This window comes from Kribbella sp. NPDC058245, assembly GCF_042882005.1.
Taxonomy (GTDB): Bacteria; Actinomycetota; Actinomycetes; order Propionibacteriales; family Kribbellaceae; genus Kribbella.
Map to the genome: position 1 here is coordinate 291,589 of NZ_JBHVWY010000010.1, position 23,121 is coordinate 314,709.

The window sequence follows — 23,121 nt, forward strand, 5'->3', positions numbered from 1 at the left end:
TCAAGTTCTCAGGCAGTGCTCAGATAACGTGGCTTTAGACGACCTGGTGCAGCCAGCGCACCGGAGCGCCGTCTCCGGCGTACCGGAAGGGTTCGAGCTCGTCGTCCCACGGCCGGCCGAGCAAACGCTCGACCTCCGCGGTCAGATCCGCTTCGCCGGTCGCGGCCTTCAGCATCGCTGCCTTCAGCCGCTCCTCGGGCACCATGATGTCGCCGTGCACCCCGGTGGTCGCGTGGAAGATTCCGAGCGTCGGCGTGAACGAGTAGCGCTCGCCCTCGACGCCGTTCGTCGGCTCCTCGGTCACCTCGAAGCGCAGCTTCTGCCAACCGCGCAGAGCTGATGCGAGCTTGCTGGCCGTGCCGGCCTCGGCCTGCCAGGACAGTTCGGCCCGGTACGTGCCTTGTGCCGCGGGCTGCGGCGTCCAGTCGAGTTTCACAGGCACACCAAGTACGCCGCCAGCGGCCCACTCGACATGCGGACACAACGCTGACGGCACCGTGTGGACGTACAAAACGCCACGAGTCGTCGCCACCGGGACCTCCTGTGTTCGAGGGGCGCCTTCCCCAGCGATCTCGAGCACAACTCTGGCCATCCCAGCAGAGCAACTGGGTCCATCTTGCACCACGACCCCCTCCAACACCAGTAACCTCGCCATGTCAACCACATCACTGCTGTGTCGCAGCCTTCGTGCAGGCTCAAAACGGTGGCGGGGTTCCGGGCTCTTCGTCAGGGTGCGAGGCACGAGACGTGCACAACGGGAAGAGCGAACCGACCGCGTCCGTGTCGTCGGTCGCCCGCTTCGCCCCAACCCCAACGACCACAACACCTACCGCCTCCAACTAGCCGAACTAACCACCGGCTAGCAGCACGAACGACTGCAGGTAGTCGCCCGCGGTCTGGCGGCTGGGCCGCGAGGGAGCCTCATCCAGGTCCGCGCGGGTGCCGCGGGGATGACCACGTGCAGTCGTTCGTGCCGCGAAGGTGCCGCCGCCTCCCGGGCGGCAGCAGCACGAAGGACTGCAGGTAGTCCCCCGCAGCCTGGCGGCTGGGCCGCGAGGGAGCCTCATCCAGGTCCGCGCGGGTGCCGCGGGGATGACCACCTGCAGTCGTTCGTGCCGCGAAGGTGCCGCCGCACCCCGGGCGGCCAGCAGCACGTAGGACTGCAGGTAGTCGCCCGCGGTCTGGCGGCTGGGCCGCGAGGGAGCCTCATCCAGGTCCGCGCGGGTGCCGCGGTCGTGACCACCTGCAGTCGTTAGTGCCGCCAAGGCCCCGCCGAACCATGGGCAGCCAGCAGCACGTAGGACTGCAGGTAGTCGCCCGCGGTCTGGCGGCTGGGCCGCGAGGGAGTCTCGTCCAGGTCCGCGCGGGTGCCGCGGTCGTGACCACCTGCAGTCGTTCGTGCCGCTAGGGGCGGCGGCTGGGAGGAGCGGACGTGACAACGCCCGCTCCCCCCGAGGCGGGTGGAGCGGGCGTTTGGTGGTGCTGGATCAGATGGTTTTGAAGGCGATGGCGGCGTTGTGGCCGCCGAAGCCGAAGGAGTTGTTGAGGGCCGCGAGGTCGCCGTCGCCGAGCTTGCGGGGCTCGGTGGCGATGTCGAGGTCGATCTGGTCGTCGAGCTTGTCGAGGTTGATCGTCGGCGGGACGATGCGGTGGTGCAGGGCGAGCACGGTCGCGATCGACTCGACTGCGCCGGCGGCGCCGAGCAGGTGGCCGATCATCGACTTGGGGGCGGTGGCGACCGCGTGGTCGGCCTCCTTGCCGAGGGCGAGCCGGATGGCCAGGGACTCGGCGATGTCACCCTGCGGGGTGGAGGTGGCGTGGGCGTTGATGTGCATGACATCGGCCGGGGTCAGGTCGCCCTCGATCAGCGCCCGCTCCATCGCGCGGCGTGCGCCGGAACCGGTCGGGTCGGGCTGCGCGATGTCGTGGCCGTCGGCGGAGATGCCGGCGCCGGCGAGCTCGGCGTAGATCTTCGCGCCGCGGGCGACGGCGTGCTCGTAGGACTCCAGCACCAGGATGCCGGCGCCCTCACCAAGCAGGAAGCCGTCACGGTCCGCGTCCCACGGCCGGGAGGCGCGCTCGGGCTCGTCGTTGCGCTTGCTGAGCGCCATCATCTGGCTGAAGGCGGCCAGCGGCAGCGGCATGATCGTGCCCTCGGTGCCACCAGCCAGTACGACGTCGGCGCGGCCGAGCCGGATCTGGTCCAGGCCGAGCGCGATCGCCTCGTTGCCGGAGGCGCAGGCCGAGACCGGGGTGTGCACACCGGACTTGGCTCCGAACTCGAGGCCGACGTACGCGGCCGACGAGTTCGGCATCAGCATCGGGATCGCCAGCGGCGAGACGCGGCGCGGGTTCTTCAGCAGCGCGTCGTAGTTGCTCAGGGTGGTGTGCAGGCCACCGATGCCGGTGGCAACGGCGACTCCGAGCCGCTCCTTGTCCAGCCCGGCGTCCTCGAGGCCGGCGTCGGCCCAGGCTTCGCGGGCCGCGACCACGGCGAGCTGTGCGTTGCGGTCGAGGCGGCGGGCCTTCACGCGCTCGATGATCTCGGTCGGCTCGACCGCCACCGGGGCTGCGATCTGGACGGGCAGGTTCTGCACCCAGTCATCAGTCAGCAGGCGGGCGCCGGAGCGACCGGCCAGCAGGCCTTCCCAGGAGCTGGCCACATCGCCGCCGAGCGGGGTGGTGGCTCCGAGCCCGGTGATCACGACTCGGGTCTTCGACATCTGTACCTCATCCTTCACGAGATCGGGGAACGGGAGGGCCGGCCGGTGGTGCTCATCGGTTCTGAGCCCGATGAGCACCGGCCAGCACAGTGACGGCTTGAATCAGCCGTTCTGGGCGCGCTCGATGAACGCGACGGCGTCGCCGACGGTCTTCAGGTTCTTGACCTCGTCGTCGGGGATCTTCACGTCGAACTTCTCCTCGGCGGCCACGACGACCTCCACCATGGAGAGCGAGTCGACGTCGAGGTCGTCGGTGAAGGACTTGTCCAGCTGGACGTCCTCGACCGGGATACCGGCGATCTCGTTCACGATCTCGGCGAGGTCGGAACGGATCTCTTCGGTGCTGGCCATTGCGGTTGTTCCCTTCGAAAGATCTTGCTTGCTTGAATCAGCCGGAGCAGCCACCTGAGCTACCCCGGACAACTATGTCCGACTGCTAGGGCAGCCGGATCACTTGGGCGGCGAACACGAGGCCGGCGCCGAAACCGATGACGAGCGCGAGATCGCCGCTCTTGGCTTCGCCGGACTCGCGCATCGCGGTGATCGCGAGCGGGATCGAGGCGGCGGACGTGTTGCCCTGCCGTTCGATGTCGCGGGCAACCTTCACGTGCTCGGGCAGTTTCAGGGCGCGGCGCATCGCGTCGGTGATCCGCATGTTCGCCTGGTGCGGCACGAACAGGTCGAGCTCGTCGGCCGGTACGCCGGCCACGTCGAGCGCCTGCTGCGCGGTCTTGGCCATCTCGTACGACGCCCAGCGGAAGACCGGGTTGCCCTCCATCGTGAGGTGCGGCCAGTTCTGGCTGCCGGCTGCCTCCTGCCAGGACTCCTTCTGGCTGATCACCGCGTGCTGCGTGCCGTCGGAGCCCCAGACGACGGGGCCGATCCCCGGCTCGTCGGTCGGGCCCACGACGGCGGCACCAGCGCCGTCGGCGAAGATGAACGCCGTACCGCGGTCGTTGCGGTCGGTCAGGTCGCTGAGTCGCTCGACCCCGATCGCCAGCACGTACTTCGCGCTGCCGCCGCGGACCATGTCACTGGCCAGCGCGAGGCCGTAGCAGAACCCGGCGCACGCCGCGGAGACGTCGAACGCGGCCGCGGTCGGGGCGCCCACCTCGACGGCGATCCGGGTCGCGATCGCGGGGGTCTGGTAGAGGTGCGTGACGGTGGAGACGACGACACAGCCGATCTGGGCCGGGTCGATCCCCGACTCCTTCAGCGCGTCCTTGGCCGCCGCGACCGACATCATCAGCACGGTCTCGTCGTCGGAGGCCCAGCGGCGCTCCTTGATCCCGGACCGGGTCTGGATCCACTCGTCACTGGAGTCGATCTGCTCGACGATCTCCGAGTTCGGTACGACGCGCCGCGGCCGGTATGACCCGATCCCGAGGACTCCGGCGTACTGCGCACCCTGCGGTGCCGCGATGCCCGTCATGAGGCGTGCTTCGTGACGAAGGCGCGGGCGTCGTCGAGCTGGTCCGGGGTCTTCAGGGCGAAGGTCTCGACGCCCTTCAGGTTGCGCTTGGCGATCCCGACCAGCGTGCCTGCCGGCGGCAGTTCGAGGATGCCGGTCACACCCAGCTCGGTGAAGGTCTGCATGCACAGGTCCCAGCGGACGGGGGAGTTCACCTGGGCGACGATCCGCTCCAGCGCGTCGTGACCGTCGGCCACGACCTGGCCGTCGCGGTTCGAGAGCAGCTTGGTCGTCGGCTCACCGGTGCTGATGGCGGTCGCGTACTTCGCCAGGGTCTGTACGGCGGGCTCCATGTGCTTGGTGTGGAACGCACCGGCCACCGACAGCGCGATCAGGCGAGCCTTGGCGGGCGGATCCTCGGCGAACGCGGCCAGCTCCTCGACCGTGCCGGCCGCGACGATCTGGCCGGGGCCGTTGTCGTTGGCGGGGGTGAGCCCGTACTCCGCGAGCTTCGCGAGAACCTCGTCGCGGTCGCCACCGAGCACCGCGGTCATCGAGGTCGGGGTCAGCGCCGCGGCGTCGGCCATCGCGTTGCCGCGTTCGCGGACCAGCACCATCGCCTGCTCGACGGTCAACGCACCGGACAGGGCAGCGGCGGCGAGCTCACCGACGCTGTGCCCGGCGAGTGCACCAACCTGAGCCGGGTCTGTGAACAGCGCGGGCGCGGCGGCCAAGCCGGCCGCGACCAGCAGCGGCTGCGCGATCGCGGTGTCGCGGATCGTGTCGGCATCCGCCTGGGTGCCGTAGTGGGCGAGGTCGAGACCGGCGACCGCGGAGAGCCAGTTCAGCCGGCTCTCGAACGCGGGATCGGCGAGCCACGGCTCGAGGAAACCTGGGGTCTGGGCACCCTGACCGGGCGCGACGATGACGAGCACGTGACCACTCTCCCTGTTCCGAGCCGTTCGCGGACCGGAATGCAGCACGAATTCTGACCGGCCCTGTTTGTAGAGATCCTACAAAACGGTGTTTCCCGGCTCCGGATTGAGCAGGCGGCCGAGGGCGAGTGCGACACGCAAGGTGAAAGCGTCGCGGGGATTCAGCGGCTGGTACCCCGTGAGTTCGGCCACACGCTTCAGCCGGTACCGGACGGTATTGGCGTGGATGAACATCGTCCGGGCCGTCGCCTCGATCGAACCGCCGGAGTCCAGATACGCCGAAACGGTGTCGAGCAGCACGCCTTCGCCCACAGTGAGCGGGCCGTAGACCTCGGTAGCGAGCTGCCGGCGGGCATGACCGTCTCCGGAGAGTGATCGCTCCGGAAGCAGTTCGTCGGCCTGCACCGGCCGCGGAGCCCCGGGCCAGGCCGGTACGGCGCGGAGCCCGGCGACCGCCGCCCGCGCGGACGTCACGGCCGCCATCAGGTCTTTCACCACCGGTCCGACCACGATCGGACCGGGACCGAACCAATGAGCCAGCCTTTGTACGATCTCCACAGGTTTGCCGGTACCGCCCAGAACCACCACCAGCCGGTCACCCTGGATCGCACACAGAGCGTCAGCACCCGCTTCACGTGCGGCATGCCGTACGGCGTCCGCCACGTTCGCGTTGCCCTCCGCCACCGGCGCGCGCCCGACGACCACGGCCACCTCGGCAGATCCCGTCGTACCGGCTGCTCCGGTCCAGCCCAGGGCGGAGGCGCGGGAGCGGACCGAGTCGTCGGCCTCGCCGCGGATCACGGAGTCGACCACGAGCGCCTCGAGCCGGGCATCCCACGCACCGCGCATTTCGGCAGCCTGCGCGTAGACCGTCGCGGCCGCGAACGCGACCTCCCGGGCATACCGCTGCATCGCCCTCTGCACAGCCGGTACGTCGTCCGGCGGCAACAGGTCGTCGATCGCGTTCTCCATCATCTCGATGGTCGTGCGCACCAGGTCGACGGTCTGGTGCAGCGAGATCACCCGGGTGAACTCCCGCGGCGCGGACCCGAAGATCCGCGTCGGCATCGACGAGTGCTCCTCCGGATCGCGGAACCAGTCGACGAACGCGGTGATCCCCGACTGCGCCACCAGCCCGATCCACGACCGGTCCTGCGCCGACAACCCCCGGAACCACGGCAGCTTCTCCTCCATCGCCGCAGTAGCCGCAGTGGCCAGCGCCCCCGTCTGCCCCTGCAGCCGATCCGCCCGCGCCAGATGCGCCCTGGTCTCCGCCTTACCCACCCCCCGACCCTAGCCCCACGACCCCGCACCCGCCGCGAACCAGCTGATGGGTTGACCCACGAGCTGGTGGGTTCCGCACCCGCATGCGGGTACATAACCCACCACCTGATGGGTTAACCCACGAGATGGCGCGATGATGGGGGGATGACGGACAAGGCGGGTGTGGATGCCGCGGTGGAGGCGTTGCGCGCGATCGGGTACTACCTGGAGCGCGACCGGCAGCCGACCCATCGGGTGAAGGCGTACCGGCGGGCGGCCGACACCATCGAGGCGCTGCCGGCGGCGGAGGTCCGGGCGCGGCGCCGGGCCGGGACGCTGACCGAGCTGCCGGGGATCGGGCCGAAGACCGAGGCCGTGATCCTGGAGGCGATGGACGGCGCGACCCCGACGTACCTGACCAAGCTGGAGGGGTCGGCCGGTGAGCTGACCGACGAGGGTACGGCGATGCGCGCAGCGCTGCAGGCCGACCTGCATCTGCACTCGGAGTGGTCCGACGGCGGCAGCCCGATCGAGGAGATGGCCCGCACGGCGCACCGGCTCGGCCACAAGTACATGGCCCTGACCGATCACTCGCCACGGCTCACGGTCGCCAACGGCCTGTCGCGGGAACGCCGGTTGCAGCAGATCGAGGTCGTTGCCGAGCTCAACAAAAAGCTGTCCAAGGAGCTCGACGGGTTCACGATCCTGAACGGGATCGAGGTCGACATCCTCGACGACGGTTCACTCGACTGCGACTCCGAGATCCTGGCGCGGCTCGACCTCGTGGTCGCCAGTGTGCACTCCAAGCTCCGGATGGCCTCCGAGTCGATGACCGAGCGGATGGTCAAAGCCATCGCCAACCCGCACGTCGACGTACTGGGGCATTGCACCGGCCGCCTGATCACCGGCAACCGCGGGACGCGCCCGGAGTCCGAGTTCGACGCCGAGGTGGTCTTCGAGGCGTGCCGTCAGTTCAACACGGCGGTCGAGATCAACTCCCGCCCCGAGCGCCTCGACCCGCCCAAACGCCTGCTCGCCCTGGCCGCCGAGATGGACTGCGTCTTCAGCATCGACACCGACGCGCACGCGCCCGGCCAGCTCGACTGGCAGGTCTACGGCTGTGAGCGCGCCGAAGGCGCCGACATCGCCCCCGACCGCGTCATCAACACCTGGGACCGCGACGAACTCCTCGAATGGACGGCGTGATGAGCGACTTGGAGAAGGACCCGGCCGAGGTCGTCTGCACCGGATCTGAGCAGGGGCCCGTGTTCGAGCTGCTGGAGCCGCGCGAGGTGGTGCTCGGACGGTCGACGAAGGTACGGCGGTTGCTGCCGAACAAGGACCGCCGGATGGTCGGAGCGTGGTGCTTCGTCGATCACTACGGGCCCGATGATCTGACCCAGCGGGTCGACTCGTACGACGCGCCGGGGGAGCGCGGCATGCTCGTTCCGCCGCATCCGCACACGAGTCTGCAGACGGTGAGCTGGTTGTTCGAGGGCGAGATCGAGCACCGCGACAGCGTCGGTTCACACGCCTTCGTCCGTCCTGGCGAGCTCAACATCATGACCGCCGGCAACGGCATCGCCCACTCCGAGGTCTCCACACCGGACGCGCCACCGCGCCTGCACGGCGCCCAACTCTGGGTCGCCCTGCCCGACTCCGTCCGTACGACGACCCCGCCCGCCTTCAACGCGTACGCCGATCTACCGGAGCTCGACCTGGACGGCGCGCGCGTCGTCGTGATGATCGGCACGGTGGCTGGCGTGACCTCCCCGGCTCCCGCCTACACCCCGCTGGTCGGCGCCGACCTCACCATCCAGCCCGGACGATCGCTCACGCTCCCACTCACACCTTCCAACGAGTACGCCGTACTGGTCGTCGACGGCTCGTTGTCCGTGGGGGACCTGACGCCGGCGTTCGGCGAACTCGCCTACCTCGGCGCCGGCCGCGAGTCGATCGACTTGGTTGCCTCCGACAACGGAGTTCGTTGCCTCCTGCTCGGTGGCGAACCCTTCACCGAAGAACTCGTGATGTGGTGGAACTTCATCGGCCGCAGCCACGAAGACATCGTCGAGGCCCGCGACTCCTGGCAGTCCGCCATCGCCGCCGCCGGCAACGACCGCTTCCCCCTGGTCCCCGGCTACGAAGGCGAGCCCCTCCCCGCCCCGCCCCTCCCCGGTACCACCCTCAAACCCCGCCCCCGCTCCCGCTAACGAGGTGTCCGACCAGTCGCCGATCCGCGGTCACAGCCCGGGGGCGTGAACAAGAACCGGTGGGCGTGAACAAGTTATGACGTGTTCACGGCCCCTGCCGGGTGTACGGGCCCCCAAGTCCTGGCCGGCCAACTGGCGGTTCGCTCGGCGTCGTACCGGCTTGCGCCCTGGGCTTCACCAACTGGCTTGGGTTCGCCCATGAGGTGGCGGGTACGCCGGGGCGCCGGCCGTGCTGCGTGAAGCTGCGCAGGGTATGGAGGGTTGGTTATCCACAGGGGCGGAGGTGGTGGTTGCGGTGGGTGTGAGGGAGCGGCGAGAGTTGCTGCATGACCGACGACGACGGCAATGAATCGATCCTTGGCCAGGTCCAGCCGTACGAGTGGGACGACCAGCAGGCGATCAGTTTCGAGGTCGCCCAGGACACCATCAGCCTCTTCATCGCTCACTGCACCGACCGTATCTGGATCGAACGCCGCAAGGACGCACCCGATGAGTCGGTGATCGAGCACTGGCTCGGAGAGCGCCGTGCAGCGGTCAAGGACAGCGAGGCCCTGCGCTCGGACGATCCCGGGGCGATCCGTGGGTCGTTGGAGACCTACGGCCGCCGGGTCCGTGAGCGCAACGGTGACGCCGATGGCTGAGGTCGATCTCGAGCGCTATCGACTCCGGAAGTCAGTACATCACCAGATCTTCGAGTCCGAAATCGTGCCGGAGCGACTCGAACCTGTCACACCACAGCCGCATCCAGTCGTGGTGTTCATCGGTGGGCAGCCGGGGGCGGGGAAGACTGCGACCACGGACATGATCAAGCACACGATGGGTCTGCGCGGGCCGGTCGCCCACGTGTGCGGCGACTTCTACAAGCCCTACCACCCGGACTACTCGCGACTCATGGACGAGGACGAGCGGACGGCCGGGGCCTTCACGCGGCTGGACACACGTCTGTGGCACAGCGCGGCTGAGGACTGGGCGCGATCTCGTGGCTGTCACACGATCGTCGAGACCGCTCTGGCGGATCCCGAGGAGTTTCGCCGGGTGGCGGCGGACTTCCGGGCTGCCGGTTTCAGGGTCGAGGTCGCCGTGATGGCCGTTCCGGAGGCCCTGAGCCGGCTGGGCATCGTGGCGCGTTATCTGGAGCAGGCGGCCGTGCACGGTCGTGGCCGTTTCGTCGCGAAGTCCAACCACGATGCCTGTTATCGCGGAGTGCCGGAGACAACGGCGGCCATTGAGGCGCGTTATCTGGCAGACAACGTCATGGTATTCCGGCGGGGAGCCGTGGTCGTCGCTGCGGCAGAGCGCGATGCTGAGGGCAATTGGGCCGGAACGCCGCAGTTCGCCGAGGCGGTGAAGACCGAGCGTTCTCGGGCGTGGGGAACGACCGCCTCGCTGAAGTTCTGTATGAGCCTGAACCGGATTGCCCAGCAGGGCGGTCCGACCTGGCACCCGGAGCTGCGCGAGATCGCCCGACTCGCAGCCCCGCTGGCGGTCGGAGGAACGCCACTCGAAGCAGCGGCCGAGGGGCGGGCTGATGCCAGCTTTCGAGCAGTCGCAGGCTTGAGTCGCGCCCGATCGGCAGGTCTGCTCCCGACGGACGCGAGCGGCCCTGCTCCGCCGATCACCTCATCCCGCCCCAGACACTCTCGGCCGCGTCAGGTGAGGGCGTTGACGCGGGGCTGAAGAGTACGGCGGCGGTAGTAGGACCAGGTGAGGAGTAGGAGGGCGGGTCCCCAGAGGTGGAGGAGGCTGTAGCTGCCGACCATGAGGTACTGCCAGAAGTCGTTGGTGAAGTAGAGGAAGCCGTCGGTGTAGGCGTTGCGCATCGCGAAGGTCCAGAGGGCGATCAGCGACAGACCGCCGAGGGTGGCGGGGATGATGGCGGCGTTCGGCGCGACCCGGCGACCGCCGATCAGGGGGATCCAGCGGGGGACGACCTCGCCCCAGCGGTGGACCAGGCCGAGGCTGGTCAGGGCCAGGGCTTCGGAGACGAGCGACAGGCCGACGACGTACAGCTTGAGGCCGAAGCCCTGTATGTACGTCGGTTGGCCGGTCGCGTCGAGCATGCCCATCGACGAGCCGAAGACCAGGCCGAGCCGCCACAGGCTTGAGGGCAGGACGAAGAACGGGATCGCGTGGGCGAGGAGGTAGGCCCAGCGCGGGGCGGTTGACTGCATGGTTCGAGCATCCGACGAGATGGCCGTCGATACCTCACCCGCGTGGGGGACGCGGCTCCATCTCAGGGGCGAGGGGGCTCAGCATCAGGTCGGGGCCGTCGGCTTCGGCTGCGAGGACGACTTTGCGGAGAAGCTTGGTCAGGGACTGGCGTTCGCGCTCCGAGAGCGGCGCGAGGAGCTCTTGCTCGGCATCGCCTTGGGAGCCGATGGCGGATTCCCAAGCGCGGTGGCCCTCGTCGGTGAGGACGACGACCACGCTGCGGCGGTCGGTGGCGGCACGGCTGCGGGCGACGAGGCCGGCCTGGGTGAGTCGGTCCAGGCGGTTGGTGAGGGTGGCCGGATGGGTGTCGAGGGCAACGGCCAGCAGGGTCGGCGTCACGCTGTACGGCGGCCCCGCGGCGCGCAGCCGCCAGAGGATGTCGTACTCCCAGCTGCGCAGCCCGAGCTCGTGCAAGGCCGCGGCCCGGCGCGTCTGCAGGTGCCGCACGAGCATCTGCATCCGGGTGACGACGCCTTCGACCTCGGCATCCAGGTCAGGCACCTCGTCCTGCCAGTAGTCGATGTGCCGATCGATCGAGTCGCGCATGACCCCGATGGTACTACGATTCAATATATTATGATTTCGTAGTACCAATGTGAGGAGCGCCCATGCTCGACCTGATCGGCCGGCTCGACGAACACACCCTGGACAGCCGCCTGCTGCGCGGCAACCCACTCGGCGATCCGTCCAGCCGTCCGCTGTGGGTCTACACACCACCCGGGTACGACGAGGGCGCCCGCCGCTACCCAACCGTCTATCTGCTGCTCGGTTTCGGCGGCACGCTGCCGCTGTGGCGCAACCGGATCCCGTACCGCCGCCCGGTCCCGGAACTGATCGACGGCCTGTTCGCACGCGGTGAAGCGCCGGGCATGATCGTCGTCTACGTCGACGCCTTCACCAAATACGGCGGCAGCCAGTACGTCGATTCGCCCGGCACCGGCTCGTATCACTCCTACCTGTGTGATGAGGTGGTCCCATGGGTTGATGCCCACTACCGGACCATCTCCGATCGCGACCATCGGGCGATCGCCGGGAAGTCCAGTGGGGGTCTCGGCGCGATGATCACGCCGATGCTGCGGCCGGACCTGTTCGGCGCGTTCGCCACGCACTCCGGGGACGTGTTGTCGGAGGCGCAGTACATCCCGCACTTCCTCTGGGCGGCACGTCACCTCCGCCAGTACGACGGCGACATCTTCGCGTGGTGGGCGGACTTCACCACCCGAACCGCGTTCACCAAACCCGAAGACGAGCGCTTACTCGAACTGCTCGGGGTCTCGGCCTGCTTCTCACCGGATGCCGATGGCCGCCCTGAGCTTCCGTTCGACCCGGTCACGGGGGCCCTCAGGCCGGCTGTCTGGGAACGCTGGCTCCGCTGGGACCCGGTGCGGATGGCACCGGATCATGCCGAGGCGCTGCGATCCCAGCGAGCAATCTGGATCGACGCCGGGACCAGTGACGAGTGGTTCCTCGACCTCGGTGCGCAGGCGTTCCGCCGCAGCCTCACCGAGGTCGGCGTACCGGATGATGTCGTACGGTTCGAACTGTTCGACGGCGGTCACCGCGCCGTCGAGTACCGCCAGCCACTGGCGATTGCGTGGCTGGCGGAACGCCTTGCCGCTTAGGACTCCTGCGTGGTGTGGCGCTTGATCCAGGGGGCCAGCGTGTAGAGCACGAGCGCGAACACGATCGTGACGATGGCCAGGCCGCCGAAGTACGCCGTGTCGGAGGCGCCTTCGGTGGCTTGGACGAGCTGAGCGGTGATCGCCTGCCCGGCCGACGGTGCGAGGAACCAGAGCGCCATCATCTGGCTCAGGAAGGCGCGCGGCGCCAGCAGCGTGGTGGCGGCCAGGCCGACGGGGGAGAGGAACAGCTCGCCCAGGGTCTGGATGACATAGACGACGACCAGCCAGAACGGCGAGGCGAGCTTCTCGCCGGCCACATGGGAGGCGAGGGCCATCACGGCGAAGGAGATGCCGGCCAGCAGCAGGCCGGTCGCGAACTTCTGGCCGATACTCGGCCCACGCTCACCGAGCTTGATCCAGATCAGCGCGAAGATCGGCGCCAGGATGATGATCGAGAACGGGTTCACCGACGCGAAGAACTCCGGTGAGATCGTGATGCCGAACAGGTGCAGCTCGGTCCGGTCGGCGGCGAACGTGGTGAGCGTGGTCGCGGCCTGCTCGAACACCATGAAGAACAGCATCGCCGCGATGAACAACGGGATGTAGGCGCGCACCCGCTGCCGCTCCGCCGGGGTGACCAGCGGGCTGCGCAGCAGCATCGTGAAGTAGGCGATCGGGGCCAGGAAACACAGGTACGAGATCGCGTCGACGACCGGCTTCGGCCCGAACCCGCCGGACAGCGCGGCGGAGATGAAGAAGACCGCCGCGAGCACCACCAGTACGGCGGCGCTGACCTTGATCATGGTCGGCCGGTCCTCGGCGGTGAGCGGGTTCGGCGGGGTGTCGCCGCGACCGTGCAGGGTGCGCCGGCCGAGCACGTAGGCGATCAGGGCCAGGGTCATGCCGACCGCGGCGGCCGCGAACGCGACGTGGAAGCCGAACTCGCGGCGCAGGAACCCGACCACGAACGGCGCCGAGAAGGAGCCGATGTTGATCCCCATGTAGAAGATCGAGAACGCCGAGTCGCGCCGCGTGTCGCCCTTCTCGTAGAGCGTCCCGACCATCGTCGACACGTTCGGCTTCAGCAGACCGGTGCCGAGGGCAACGAGCGCGATGCCGAAGTACGCCGGGCCGGTCGACGGGAGCGCGAGCAGCAGGTGACCGGCGACGATCACGATGCCGCCGTACAGAACGGTCCGGCGGGCGCCGAAGACGCGGTCGGCGAACCAGCCGCCGAGCACCGAGAGCAGGTAGACCGACGCGCCGTAGATCGAGACCACGGCCTGGCCGAGGGACTCGCCCAGGCCGAGACCGTGCGCCTTGTCGGTCAGGTAGAGCAGCAGGATGGCGCGCATCCCGTAGTAGCTGAACCGTTCCCACAGTTCGGTCGTGAACAGCGTCATCAACCCACGCGGATGCCCGAAGAAGGTCTTCTCCGGGCTCTCGGCCGACTGCGATAACGACACGGTCCACTACTCCCTGTAGATCTGGTTGAGAAACGCACCGACCGTAACGCGTCAGTACGACCCCTCGCCAGCCGGAGCGCTGTCGGGTGCGACCGAAGTCACTGGAAGGCGGCGAGATTGCGCTCGGTCCAGTCAGCAAAGGAACGGGGCGCACGTTCGACCGAATCACCAACCATCTCCCCGCAGAATCAAACCAACCCGCTAGCCCGCCTGGCTTTCCGTAGGGGGGGGTCGGGGATGGGGACCGAGGCGAGCAGGGTTTGGGTGTAGGTGTGTTGCGGTTGCTCGAAGAGGTCTTCGGTGGTGGCTTCCTCGACGAGCTTGCCGCGGTACATCACCGCCACTCGGTCGCACAGGTGCTGGACGACTGACAGGTCGTGCGAGATGAAGACGTAAGTCAGTTCGAACTCGTCCTGCAGGTCCTCGAGCAGGTTCAGGATCTGACTGCGCACGGAGACGTCGAGCGCGCTCACCGCCTCGTCCGCCACCACCAGCCGCGGTTGTGTGACGAGCGCCCGCGCGATCCCGATCCGCTGCCGCTCTCCACCGGAGAACGCATGCGGATACCGCCGCATCAGCTCCGGCCGCAGCCCACAGCGGCTGAGCGCGTCGGCGACCCGATCGACCAGCGCGCTGCCGCTCGCGAGCTTGTTCACGATCAAAGGCTCGGCGACGATCTGCTGCACCGTCATCCGCGGATTGAGGGACGAGTTCGGGTCCTGGAACACGGTCCGGATCTCTGTCCGCAACGGCCGCAGCTCCGCCCGCGACAGGACGGCGAGATCGACCTCCGATCCGTCGGTACGGCGATAGCGCAGCTGCCCGCTCGTCGGCTGATACGCGCGCAGGATGCACCGACCGAGTGTCGTCTTCCCTGAACCGGACTCACCAACGAGCCCGAGCGTCTCACCCCGCCGTACGGCGAGAGTCACGTCGTCGACCGCCTGCACCGACGTTCGCCGGCCGAACAACCCCGACCCGCTGGAGAACCGCATCGACAGGTTCTCCACCCGCAGAATCTCCTCACTCGGCATAGGTCGGCTCCGGAAGTTCATGCCCGTCACGGATGCTCTCGGCGGTCGGGTAGTGCACGCACCGCACTTCGCGCTCCCCAGCTCTGACCGTCGGCGGCCACACGCCAGCGTCCGAAGGTTCGTAGTACAGGGTCGGCGTGTTTTCGGACGTTGCGGCACAGATATCCGGTACGACGTGGTCGCAGCGGGTGCGGTAGGCGCATCCGCTGGGGCGTTGTTGCGGATGCGGGACCTGACCGCGGATGGTCGGCAGCCGCCGTCGTACCCGGCGCTCGATCCGCGGCACCGACCGCAGCAACGCTCGCGTGTACGGATGCCGGGGATCGTGGAACAGCGAATCGACGTCGCACTCCTCGACGACCGTCCCGAGGTACATCACCGCGACCCGATCAGCCAGTTCGGCCACGACCCCGAGATCGTGGGTGATGAAGAGCATCGCCATCCCGCGGTCCTCCTGCAGCGAACGCAGCAGGTCGAGGATCTGGGCCTGCGTGGTCACGTCGAGCGCGGTCGTCGGTTCGTCGGCAATCAGTAGTTGCGGTCGGCAAGCAAGCGCCATCGCGATCATCGCGCGCTGCCGCATCCCGCCCGAGAGCTGGAACGAGTACGCGTCGATCCGCTGCTCAGGTTGCGGAATGCCAACACTGCGCAGTTCGTCGATCGCGCGTTCCCGAGCCTCTCGCTTGTTCAGCCGCTCGTGCAGCAGCAACGTCTCCGTCAACTGCCGCCCGATCGTGTGGACCGGGCTGAGCGCGGCCATCGGTTCCTGGAACACCATGCCGATCTCCTTGCCCCGGATCGCGCGCATCGCGGCCCCACCCGGATCGAGGGCGGCAAGATCGACCGAGGTGTCTCCCGCTCGATAATGGATGCTCCCGGCAACAATCCGTCCCGGCGGATCGACCAGGCGCAGAATCGACCGCGCGGTGACACTCTTCCCGCAGCCGGACTCACCGACCACGCACACCGTCTGCCCCGGCTCGACGCGCAGGCTGACGTCGTCGACCGCGCGAACCAGGCCATCGGCGGTAGCGAAATGGGTGCTCAACCGGGAGATCTCGAGCAGGCTCATCGGTGCGCCCTCACGACTCGTAGGGATCGGCGGCGTCGCGCAGCCCGTCGCCGACGAAGTTGAGCGCCATCACCGCGATCACCACCGCGACTCCGGCCGACAGCAGCCACGGCGCCGCGGACAGGACCCGGATGCTCTGCGCGCCGCCGAGCAGGACGCCCCAGCTGACCACCGGTGCCTGCAGACCGAGGCCGAGAAACGAGAGAGCGGTCTCTCCGAGGATCATCCCCGGTACGGCGAGCGTCAGCGACGCGATGATGTGGCTGGTGAACGCCGGCAACATGTGCCGACCGATCACCCGATGCCAGCGCGCGCCGTCCAGCTCGGCGGCCAGCACGAAGTCCTCGCCCCGGATCTGCAGGAACCGGCTCCGAATCACCCTCGCCAGCCCCGTCCAGCCGATCAGCGACAGGATCAGCGTGATCGCGAAGTACGTCTTCAACGGACTCCACCCCGGCGGTACGGCGGCGGCCAGGCCGAGCCAGAGCGGGAGCGTCGGTATCGACATGAAGAACTCGATCACCCGCTGCACGATCCCGTCGGTCAGCCCACCGAAGTACCCCGAGATCCCGCCGAGCAGCAGCCCGAGCACCAGCGCGGCAGCGACGCCGATCAAGCCGACCGACATCGAGATCCGCGTCCCGTAGATCAACCGGGAGAACTGGTCCCGGCCCTGTTCGTCTGTCCCGAGCAGTTGGAACGGCGCGTCCGCACGGCTCGTGCTGATCAGATGCCGGTCGGAGGGGATCAGCCCCCACAGTTTGTACGTATCACCCTTCGCGAACAGGCGAACGCCGTACCGCTGGGTCTTGTCGACGGTGTAGTCGCGCAGCAGTGTCTCCGGGTTCGGGGTGCCTTGGTAGCCGTTGACGTACAGATGGGGACTCGAGGTGAGCGAGATCTTCAATAGTTGTGGCGGGGCGTAGGCGCGGTCGGCGGCGTAGGTGTCTTGCCCATGCGGTGCGAGGAACTCGCAGAACACCGCGACGAAGTAGATGAAGCCGACGATCCACAGCGACACCACGGCGAGCTTGTTGCGCTTGAAGCGCCGCCAGACCAGGGTGCGCTGCGAGGCCAACGCGAGAGTGGGCTCGCTCATCCGGCGTACCCGACCCGGACGCGCGGATCGACGGCGGCGAGCAGGAGATCGGAGAGGAGCGTGCCGATCACGGTCAGGATGCAGGCGATCAGGATGATGCCGCCGGCCAGGTACATGTCCTGGCTCTTCAACGCGTTGAGCAGCAGCGGACCGGTGGTCTCGAGACCGAGCACGGTCGCGACCAGCACCTCGCCGTCGAAGAGCGCCGGGATCGTCCAGCCGATGGTCGCGATGAACGGATTCAGCGCAACGCGCGTCGGGTAGCGCAGCAGCAGTTTGCGTTCGGTGAGACCGCGAGCGCGGGCGGCTGTCACGTACGGCTTGTGCAGTTCGTCGAGCAGATTCGCGCGCAGGACTCGGACCGTCCCCGCGACACCGCCCGACGCCAGCACGAGCACGGGCAGCCAGAGGTGGCTGAACAGGTCTAGCAGCTTGCCGAGGTTCCAGGCCGCGCCTTCGAAGTCCGGGGAGAAGAGGCCGGAGACCGTTCGCCCGAACAGCTTGAACTGCAGATAGACCGCGGTCAGCGCGATCAGGAAGCCGGGGATCGCGAGGCCGAGGAAGCTCAGCGTGGTGATGACGTAGTCGAGCTTCGAGTACCGCCGAGCCGCTGAGTAGACCCCGGCGACCAGCGCGATACTCCACCCGATGATCCAGGTGACCAGGCCGAGCCCCAACGTCAGCGGCAGCCGTTCCCCGAGCAGGGTCGACACCGGCTTGTTGTACTCGAACGACGTACCGAAGTCGCCGTGCAGCACGATGTTGGTGATCCACCGCCAGTACTGCTCCAGGGGTGAAGCGTCCAACGCGTACTGCTGTCGCAACGCCACCAACTGCTCAGGCGGCAGCGACTGCCCTTGGGCCTGCAGCTTGGCGACCACCGTGGTCAGGTAGTCGCCAGGCGGCAGTTGGATGATCAGAAACGACACCAACGAGATCAGTACGACGGTGGGCAGCATCGCCAACAGTCGGCGCACCAAGTAGCCACCCATCTAATGCCTCCTCAAGGGATCAGACGTGCTTGTCCGGGTTGTCGAAGTACATCTGTTCCGGTGCGGAGGCGTTCTCGTAGTGGGTGCGGAAGCTCGCGATCGCATCCGGCCGGACGTTGCGGAGGTCGCCGGCTGAGATCAACGGCTGGAACGGCGTCGCGACCGTGCCGATGATCCAGACGTTCTGATCGTGCAGCCGCAGGATCTGCCGGCCGAGGTCGAGGCGTTCGGCGTCGTCGGCGGTGATCAGCAGTTCGTCGTACGTCGTCTGCAGCTTGCGGATGTCGCCGGTCGGTTCGAGCGCGAACTTGTCCTTCGGGTTGCCGTACCAGTTGCCGTACTTCGGCGCCCAGTAGGTCAGCCCACTCGTCGGGATGTACCAGAGCGAGTCGATGTCCCAGAGGATCGTGGCCGGGGGATAGGCGACCAGGTCGTAGTCGCCGTGCGGGATCTCCTCGTACCAGAGGTCCAGTGACATCGGCTTCGCGACCAGGTCGATCCCGACCGCCTTCCAGTACCGGCGGGCGTACTCGAGCACGGTGATGGCCGCGATCCCGACACCGACCTCGAAGCAGCGGCCAACCAACTGGAGCTTCTTCCCGTCCGGCCGCAGCCGCATGCCGTCGGCACCGCGTCGGGTCAGACCGGCCGCGTCCAGGCGTTTGTTGGCCTCGGCAACGTCGTACTCGATGAAGCGCTGGCCCATGCCGTCTTCCCAGTACTCGTCCTCGGGCTGCGCACACGGATGCCGGACGAATCCCTGCCCGGCCAGCAGCGCGTCGTTCATCTCCTTGCGGTTGATCGCGTGCGAGAGACCAGCGCGGAAATCGACCTTCTGGAACAGTTCGCGCAGGACCGGATCGGGGTGACTCTGGTTGAAGTTGAGCGACGTGTTCGGCTCGGCGACCCAGCGGTTGACCTTGTAGCCCTTGGCCTCCTGGTTGCGGATCAGGAGTGGGAGTTGCTCGGCCTGGATGTCGGTTACCTGCAGGTCGAGCTGGCCGTTCGCGGCGCGCAGCCCGAGCGTTTCGGGCGGCATCACCGTGTACTGCTGGCTGTCGATGTACGGCAGCTGACGGCCTTGTTCGTCGACCTTCCAGTAGTACGGATTGCGCTCCAGCCGCGCGGTCACGCCCGACCCCTTCAAGGGGGCGACGAGCTTCCACGGGCCGAGGACCGGGATGTCGGCGTTCTTCCAGATGTTGCGCCGGGCGGTGAAGAACTCGGCCCAGGACGGAGCCGGATCCTTCTTCATCGCGGCCTGGATCTGGGCCGGCGTCGCGAAGTCCTTGTGGAACTGCTTGAGGTAGTGGGCCGGCAGCAACAACGCCGAACTGGAGCCGAAACCGGTCAGCCCGATGAAACACAGGTAGCGCAACAACAGACCGTGCGGTACGGCGAACTCCATCCGCAGCGTGTGGTCGTCGACCTTCACGAACTTGCCGGGCTTGCCCCCTGGACTCAGCCAGCCGGGGAAGATCGGGTTCAGCTCCTTGTTCAGGAACGACTTCTCGTACGCGAACATCAGGTCGTCGGTGGTGAACGGCTGGCCGTCGGACCACTTCAGGCCTTCGCGGAGGTGGAAGACGTAGACCTTGCCGCCGTCCAGGACCTCCCACTTCTCGGCCAGCCCCGGAGCCACCTTGGCCGGGGTCGTCGGGGTCCACTCGACCAGCCCGGCGAACTCGACGTACCCGTTCTGGGCCGCGTTGCGGTCGATCGACCCGCGCTGCAGGACGCCGCCGTACTTGCCGGGGGACTGGATCGGTTTGAGCACCATCGGGTTCTTCGGCAGCCGCTGCTCGAGTGGTGGCAGCTTGCCGTTCTTGACCAGGCCGGACAGGGCCGGTGACTCCTTGGCGCCCGCGTCGGCGGTCGCGCCGGAGGCCGTGGTCTTCTTCGCGTCGGTGGAGAAGAACGAGCAGCCCGCGACGGCCGCGACGGACAGGGAGAGGCCGGACACCCGGAGGAAGGTCCGGCGGTTCAGGGGTTCGGACATCGATTTCCTCCTCTCGTGGGAAGGTGACACGATTCGTCGCGAACTTCAAGATGTGAGATGAATTTCCGCGATTCCGTATATACCAATTGGCGCAGATGGCTTCCGGACGCCGGGTTAGACTGCGAGCCAGTTTTCAGATGGAGGTTGGTATGGACAGCACTGAGGAGCGGTCGCCTTCACCTGCGGTGGCGCGGGCGCTGACTGTGCTCGAAACGCTCGTGACCTCTGACGAGGAGCTGACCCTGACCGCGCTGGCCAAGAAGGCGAAGATCCCGCTCGCCACCTGCGCCTCGATCGTCTACACGCTCGAGCAGCGCGACTACGCGAGCCGCCGAGTGGTCGGGCGCAGTCACTTCTGGCGGCCGACCCTGCGCCTGTACGGCCTGGCCACGCAGTTGATCCGCAAGGTCGACCTGTCCTCGGTGGCGAACCGCGAACTGCGCGAGGTCGCAGACCGGCTCGGTATGCCGGTGCATATCGGCGTTCTGACCGGCACCTCGATCGTGTACGTCGCCAAGGCCGCGCTGCCGGGGTTCATCCAGTTCGACACCTACCCGGGCAAGGTCTCGCACTTCAACCTGACCGCTCTCGGCAAGGCGATCGCGGCGTACCTGCCGGACGACGAACTGACCCCGCTGCTCGGTCATCTCGAACAGGGCTACGGGCCGAAGGCCAAGCCGGTCAACGAGGAGACCTTCCGCGCCGAGTTGGCGAAGGTGCACAAGCAGGGCTTCGCGATCGAGGACCAGGAGGAGCAGGCCGATATCGCCTGCGTCGCCGCACCGTTCTTCGCCGCGGGCGAGCACGTCGCCGGCGCGGTCGGCGTGACCTCGTTCGCTCGCGATCTGACCCGCGACAAGCGCAAGCAGGCGCAGACCGCGCTGGTCCAGCTCGCCGCCACGATCTCGCAGCGCCTCGGCGCCGAAGTGGTCTAACCGGATTCCACCGGCCTGCCTCAAGGGTTGCCCGCCGTCTTCGACCGTGCCTACGCTTCGGGAATCTGAAATCGATTTCCCCTGGTGAGAAGAACAACCGAGTGGAAGAACAACCGAGCCCGAAGATGGTGGTCCTCGATGGGTGCGTATCCCGTCCCGGCCGGTGGTATCAAGGCGACCCTCACCGGCGGTAACACCGTCGGTGCGGCCCTCCGCGAACGCGCACCGCGCGCCGACGGGTACCGGCACCTCGACACACCGGCGCTGATCAGCCGCCTGCTGCAGCTGCGCGTGAACACGTACCTGTTCTGCATCTGGGACTGTGCGACCGACTTCGACGATCTGCGCGACGAGTTCCTGCCGGCCGCCGCGGTCGCCGGGATCGACGTGATCCCGTACATCGTCCCGCCGAGCGAGACCTCGTCGTACGGGCGGGCCTCGCGTCCTTATCGGCTCGACTATGTCGGCTGGGCGAAGGCGTTCGCGGAGCTGGCGATGAAGTACCCCAACCTGACGGCGTGGGCGATCGACGACTTCGAGGTCGGCGAGAACGCCGAGTTGTTCACGCCGACGTACATGCGTGAGTTTCTGGACGTCGCGGCCGCGATCAGGCCGGAGCTGCGGTTCTACACCTGCGCCTACTTCGGCAAGGCGACAGATCCGGAGTTCCTCGACAAGTACGCGCCGTACGTCGACGGGATCATCTACCCGTTCCTCGACGGCCGCAACGAGAACACCACGGTCGCGGACTCGCTCGGCGCTTGCCTGGACGAGATCCTCGAGCTCACCGAACCGCGCGGACTCGAACTCATCCCGCTGATCTACACCGGCCGCTTCCTCGACGCACCGCTGCACGCGACGCCTGCCTATTGCACGGCGACGCTCACCACGACAGCCCGGTACGTCGCCGCCGGCCGCATCCCCGGCGTGATCGCGTACGGCACCCAGCTCGACGACGGACCGGCGCCGTCGGCAGACAACAAGGCCCTGTACGGCGTTGGGCGGCTCGCGCTGATCAACAACCGGGCGCAGACCCCGGCCAGGTCGTCGGCGTCCGCCTCGCAGCGCGTCCGGGTGGACCCGCGGCTGAACCGGTATGAGGTGTCGTTCTGGTACCACCGCTGGTTCCTTGCGCCAGGCATCGATCCGGGCGTCTATCAGCTCGAACTGCTGATCGACGGAGCCGTCGTGTGGACGATGGATCTGCATGAACAACGGTGGCCTGTGTGGACCAATGGGGACGGGATGGAAGGCCCGGTCGACGTCACCAAATACGTTGCTGACCGCAACGATGTCGAGCTCACCTTCCGGCTGCGGGTGCTGCAAGCCACGGCAGGGAGCTATATCGACGTCGGCGTCGACCACGTCGAAGCGCTCGGTTTGGACATCCGGAACGGCGGATTCGAGGAGAGCGGCGACTGGACGCTCCGGACCAGTGGTCCACTCGTGTCCGTCATCGACCATTACCTCGCCGACCGTCCGGCGCGTATCTTCGCGGCGATCGCCCGCTGTTTCGACCTGCCTGCTGTTGGACCTGGAGGAGAATGATGGCCGAGCACCTCAAGACCGGTTGGCCGCAGAAGGTCGAGCGGCAGCAGGAGGTGATCGACACCGTCAGCCGGATCCTGCGCGAGGTCGAGCGCGAGGGTGAGCCCGCGATCCGCCGGTGGTCGGCGCGGCTCGACGGTTGGGAGCCGCCCGCGTTCGTCGTACCGGCGGAGCGGATCAAGGCTGCGGCCGAGACGGTCGATGACGAGCTTGCCGAGCACGCGCCGCGCGCTACACCGGCGGACTCTGGGTCGGCAAGTTCCTCAAGACCGTCACCTACCAGCGCCTAACCCCAGGAGGCGCACGCATAGTCGCGCCCTCGACGGCTGCCATCGCCGACGCCGAACTCATGCACGGCCACGCCCTCACCGCCCGCCTCCGGATGGAGTAACCGCCCGCCTCCACCGCCCGCGCCACCAGAGGTGGCAGGAGACAGCACCTGACGGCCGGAGACCTGTGGCATCAGGTCTCCCGCCACAACTTCTTGTCTCGCGCCACCAATGGTGGCGCGAGACGGCGGTGCTGGGGTCAACAAGTTGGTCACCCAAGGCGGGGGAGGAAGTCCACGAACCCAGCTAAGGCACCGTTAACCCCGCTG

Annotated in this window: 22 protein-coding genes and 1 pseudogene; 9 read left to right on the forward strand and 14 right to left on the reverse strand. The window is 67.8% G+C overall.

The features are described 5' to 3' along the window. Window positions 1–34: 34 nt before the first annotated feature. From ACFVWG_RS24440 to ACFVWG_RS24465, 6 genes are all read right to left on the reverse strand, one after another. The gene (locus tag ACFVWG_RS24440) at window positions 35–532 is read right to left on the reverse strand and encodes a DUF3145 domain-containing protein (protein ID WP_391545701.1); all 498 of its coding nucleotides are present in this window, start codon (window positions 530–532) and stop codon (window positions 35–37) included. Between the two features lie 955 nt (window positions 533–1,487). Continuing rightward, on the reverse strand, window positions 1,488–2,723 hold the full coding sequence (fabF, locus tag ACFVWG_RS24445; RefSeq protein ID WP_391545702.1) for a beta-ketoacyl-ACP synthase II: 1,236 nt from the start codon (window positions 2,721–2,723) through the stop codon (window positions 1,488–1,490). A gap of 102 nt (window positions 2,724–2,825) precedes the next feature. Then, window positions 2,826–3,074 (reverse strand): acyl carrier protein, encoded by a 249-nt coding sequence (locus ACFVWG_RS24450; RefSeq protein WP_171670712.1) that lies wholly within the window; start codon window positions 3,072–3,074, stop codon window positions 2,826–2,828. Window positions 3,075–3,159: 85 nt separating this feature from the next. Next, on the reverse strand, window positions 3,160–4,155 hold the full coding sequence (locus tag ACFVWG_RS24455; protein WP_391545703.1) for a beta-ketoacyl-ACP synthase III: 996 nt from the start codon (window positions 4,153–4,155) through the stop codon (window positions 3,160–3,162). After that, window positions 4,152–5,069 (reverse strand): ACP S-malonyltransferase, encoded by a 918-nt coding sequence (locus ACFVWG_RS24460; RefSeq protein WP_391545704.1) that lies wholly within the window; start codon window positions 5,067–5,069, stop codon window positions 4,152–4,154. Before ACFVWG_RS24460 ends, ACFVWG_RS24455 begins: the two co-directional genes overlap by 4 nt. Window positions 5,070–5,147: 78 nt before the next feature. Beyond that, on the reverse strand, window positions 5,148–6,353 hold the full coding sequence (locus ACFVWG_RS24465; RefSeq protein WP_391545705.1) for a PucR family transcriptional regulator: 1,206 nt from the start codon (window positions 6,351–6,353) through the stop codon (window positions 5,148–5,150). Between the two features lie 144 nt (window positions 6,354–6,497). On the opposite strand from ACFVWG_RS24465, the gene ACFVWG_RS24470 reads away from it, so the two are divergent. The 4 genes from ACFVWG_RS24470 to ACFVWG_RS24485 all read left to right on the forward strand — a co-directional run bounded on the left by ACFVWG_RS24470 (window position 6,498) and on the right by ACFVWG_RS24485 (window position 10,222). Beyond that, window positions 6,498–7,538 carry a PHP domain-containing protein gene (locus ACFVWG_RS24470; RefSeq protein WP_391545706.1) on the forward strand — a complete coding sequence of 347 codons (1,041 nt, stop codon included), beginning with the start codon at window positions 6,498–6,500 and terminating at the stop codon, window positions 7,536–7,538. Then, on the forward strand, window positions 7,538–8,545 hold the full coding sequence (locus ACFVWG_RS24475; protein ID WP_391545707.1) for a pirin family protein: 1,008 nt from the start codon (window positions 7,538–7,540) through the stop codon (window positions 8,543–8,545). Before ACFVWG_RS24470 ends, ACFVWG_RS24475 begins: the two co-directional genes overlap by 1 nt. Before the next feature lie 326 nt (window positions 8,546–8,871). Then, window positions 8,872–9,186, forward strand: a complete 315-nt coding sequence (locus ACFVWG_RS24480; protein WP_391545708.1) for a hypothetical protein — start codon at window positions 8,872–8,874, stop codon at window positions 9,184–9,186. Next, window positions 9,179–10,222, forward strand: coding sequence for a zeta toxin family protein (locus ACFVWG_RS24485; protein ID WP_391545709.1), 1,044 nt, complete (start codon window positions 9,179–9,181; stop codon window positions 10,220–10,222). The genes ACFVWG_RS24480 and ACFVWG_RS24485 overlap by 8 nt, the downstream gene beginning before the upstream one ends. Here ACFVWG_RS24485 and ACFVWG_RS24490 read toward each other — a convergent pair. Then, a complete protein-coding gene (locus ACFVWG_RS24490) occupies window positions 10,195–10,716 on the reverse strand; it encodes a hypothetical protein (RefSeq protein ID WP_391545710.1) in 522 nt (173 codons plus the stop codon). The genes ACFVWG_RS24485 and ACFVWG_RS24490 overlap by 28 nt on opposite strands. Window positions 10,717–10,750: 34 nt before the next feature. Beyond that, window positions 10,751–11,302 (reverse strand): MarR family winged helix-turn-helix transcriptional regulator, encoded by a 552-nt coding sequence (locus tag ACFVWG_RS24495; protein WP_391545711.1) that lies wholly within the window; start codon window positions 11,300–11,302, stop codon window positions 10,751–10,753. Window positions 11,303–11,364: 62 nt separating this feature from the next. On the opposite strand from ACFVWG_RS24495, the gene ACFVWG_RS24500 reads away from it, so the two are divergent. Further along, window positions 11,365–12,378 (forward strand): alpha/beta hydrolase, encoded by a 1,014-nt coding sequence (locus ACFVWG_RS24500; protein ID WP_391545712.1) that lies wholly within the window; start codon window positions 11,365–11,367, stop codon window positions 12,376–12,378. Here the strand turns inward: ACFVWG_RS24500 and ACFVWG_RS24505 are convergent. From ACFVWG_RS24505 to ACFVWG_RS24530, 6 genes are all read right to left on the reverse strand, one after another. Continuing rightward, entirely contained in the window at window positions 12,375–13,844 is a 1,470-nt protein-coding gene (locus tag ACFVWG_RS24505) for a peptide MFS transporter (RefSeq protein ID WP_391545713.1), read from the reverse strand. The genes ACFVWG_RS24500 and ACFVWG_RS24505 overlap by 4 nt on opposite strands. A gap of 188 nt (window positions 13,845–14,032) precedes the next feature. Then, window positions 14,033–14,878 (reverse strand): ABC transporter ATP-binding protein, encoded by an 846-nt coding sequence (locus ACFVWG_RS24510; RefSeq protein ID WP_391545714.1) that lies wholly within the window; start codon window positions 14,876–14,878, stop codon window positions 14,033–14,035. Next, window positions 14,868–15,950 (reverse strand): ABC transporter ATP-binding protein, encoded by a 1,083-nt coding sequence (locus ACFVWG_RS24515; protein ID WP_391545715.1) that lies wholly within the window; start codon window positions 15,948–15,950, stop codon window positions 14,868–14,870. The genes ACFVWG_RS24510 and ACFVWG_RS24515 overlap by 11 nt, the downstream gene beginning before the upstream one ends. A 10-nt stretch (window positions 15,951–15,960) precedes the next feature. Then, window positions 15,961–17,049, reverse strand: coding sequence for an ABC transporter permease (locus ACFVWG_RS24520; protein ID WP_391545716.1), 1,089 nt, complete (start codon window positions 17,047–17,049; stop codon window positions 15,961–15,963). Next, the gene (locus ACFVWG_RS24525; RefSeq protein WP_391545717.1) at window positions 17,046–18,041 is read right to left on the reverse strand and encodes an ABC transporter permease; all 996 of its coding nucleotides are present in this window, start codon (window positions 18,039–18,041) and stop codon (window positions 17,046–17,048) included. Before ACFVWG_RS24525 ends, ACFVWG_RS24520 begins: the two co-directional genes overlap by 4 nt. A 19-nt stretch (window positions 18,042–18,060) precedes the next feature. After that, window positions 18,061–20,040: an ABC transporter substrate-binding protein gene (locus ACFVWG_RS24530; protein WP_391545718.1), complete on the reverse strand. Its 1,980-nt coding sequence runs from the start codon at window positions 20,038–20,040 to the stop codon at window positions 18,061–18,063. Between the two features lie 149 nt (window positions 20,041–20,189). Here ACFVWG_RS24530 and ACFVWG_RS24535 point away from each other — a divergent pair, with 149 nt between their 5' ends. The 4 genes and pseudogenes from ACFVWG_RS24535 to ACFVWG_RS24550 all read left to right on the forward strand — a co-directional run. Continuing rightward, entirely contained in the window at window positions 20,190–20,975 is a 786-nt protein-coding gene (locus ACFVWG_RS24535; RefSeq protein WP_391545719.1) for an IclR family transcriptional regulator, read from the forward strand. Window positions 20,976–21,113: 138 nt separating this feature from the next. After that, window positions 21,114–22,523, forward strand: coding sequence for a hypothetical protein (locus ACFVWG_RS24540; protein WP_391545720.1), 1,410 nt, complete (start codon window positions 21,114–21,116; stop codon window positions 22,521–22,523). After that, window positions 22,523–22,813, forward strand: coding sequence for a histidinol dehydrogenase (locus ACFVWG_RS24545; protein ID WP_391545721.1), 291 nt, complete (start codon window positions 22,523–22,525; stop codon window positions 22,811–22,813). The genes ACFVWG_RS24540 and ACFVWG_RS24545 overlap by 1 nt, the downstream gene beginning before the upstream one ends. Then, window positions 22,804–22,914, forward strand: a pseudogene (locus ACFVWG_RS24550) (hypothetical protein); the annotation flags it as partial. The gene ACFVWG_RS24545 and the pseudogene ACFVWG_RS24550, both read left to right, overlap by 10 nt. Between the last annotated feature and the right edge of the window lie 207 nt (window positions 22,915–23,121).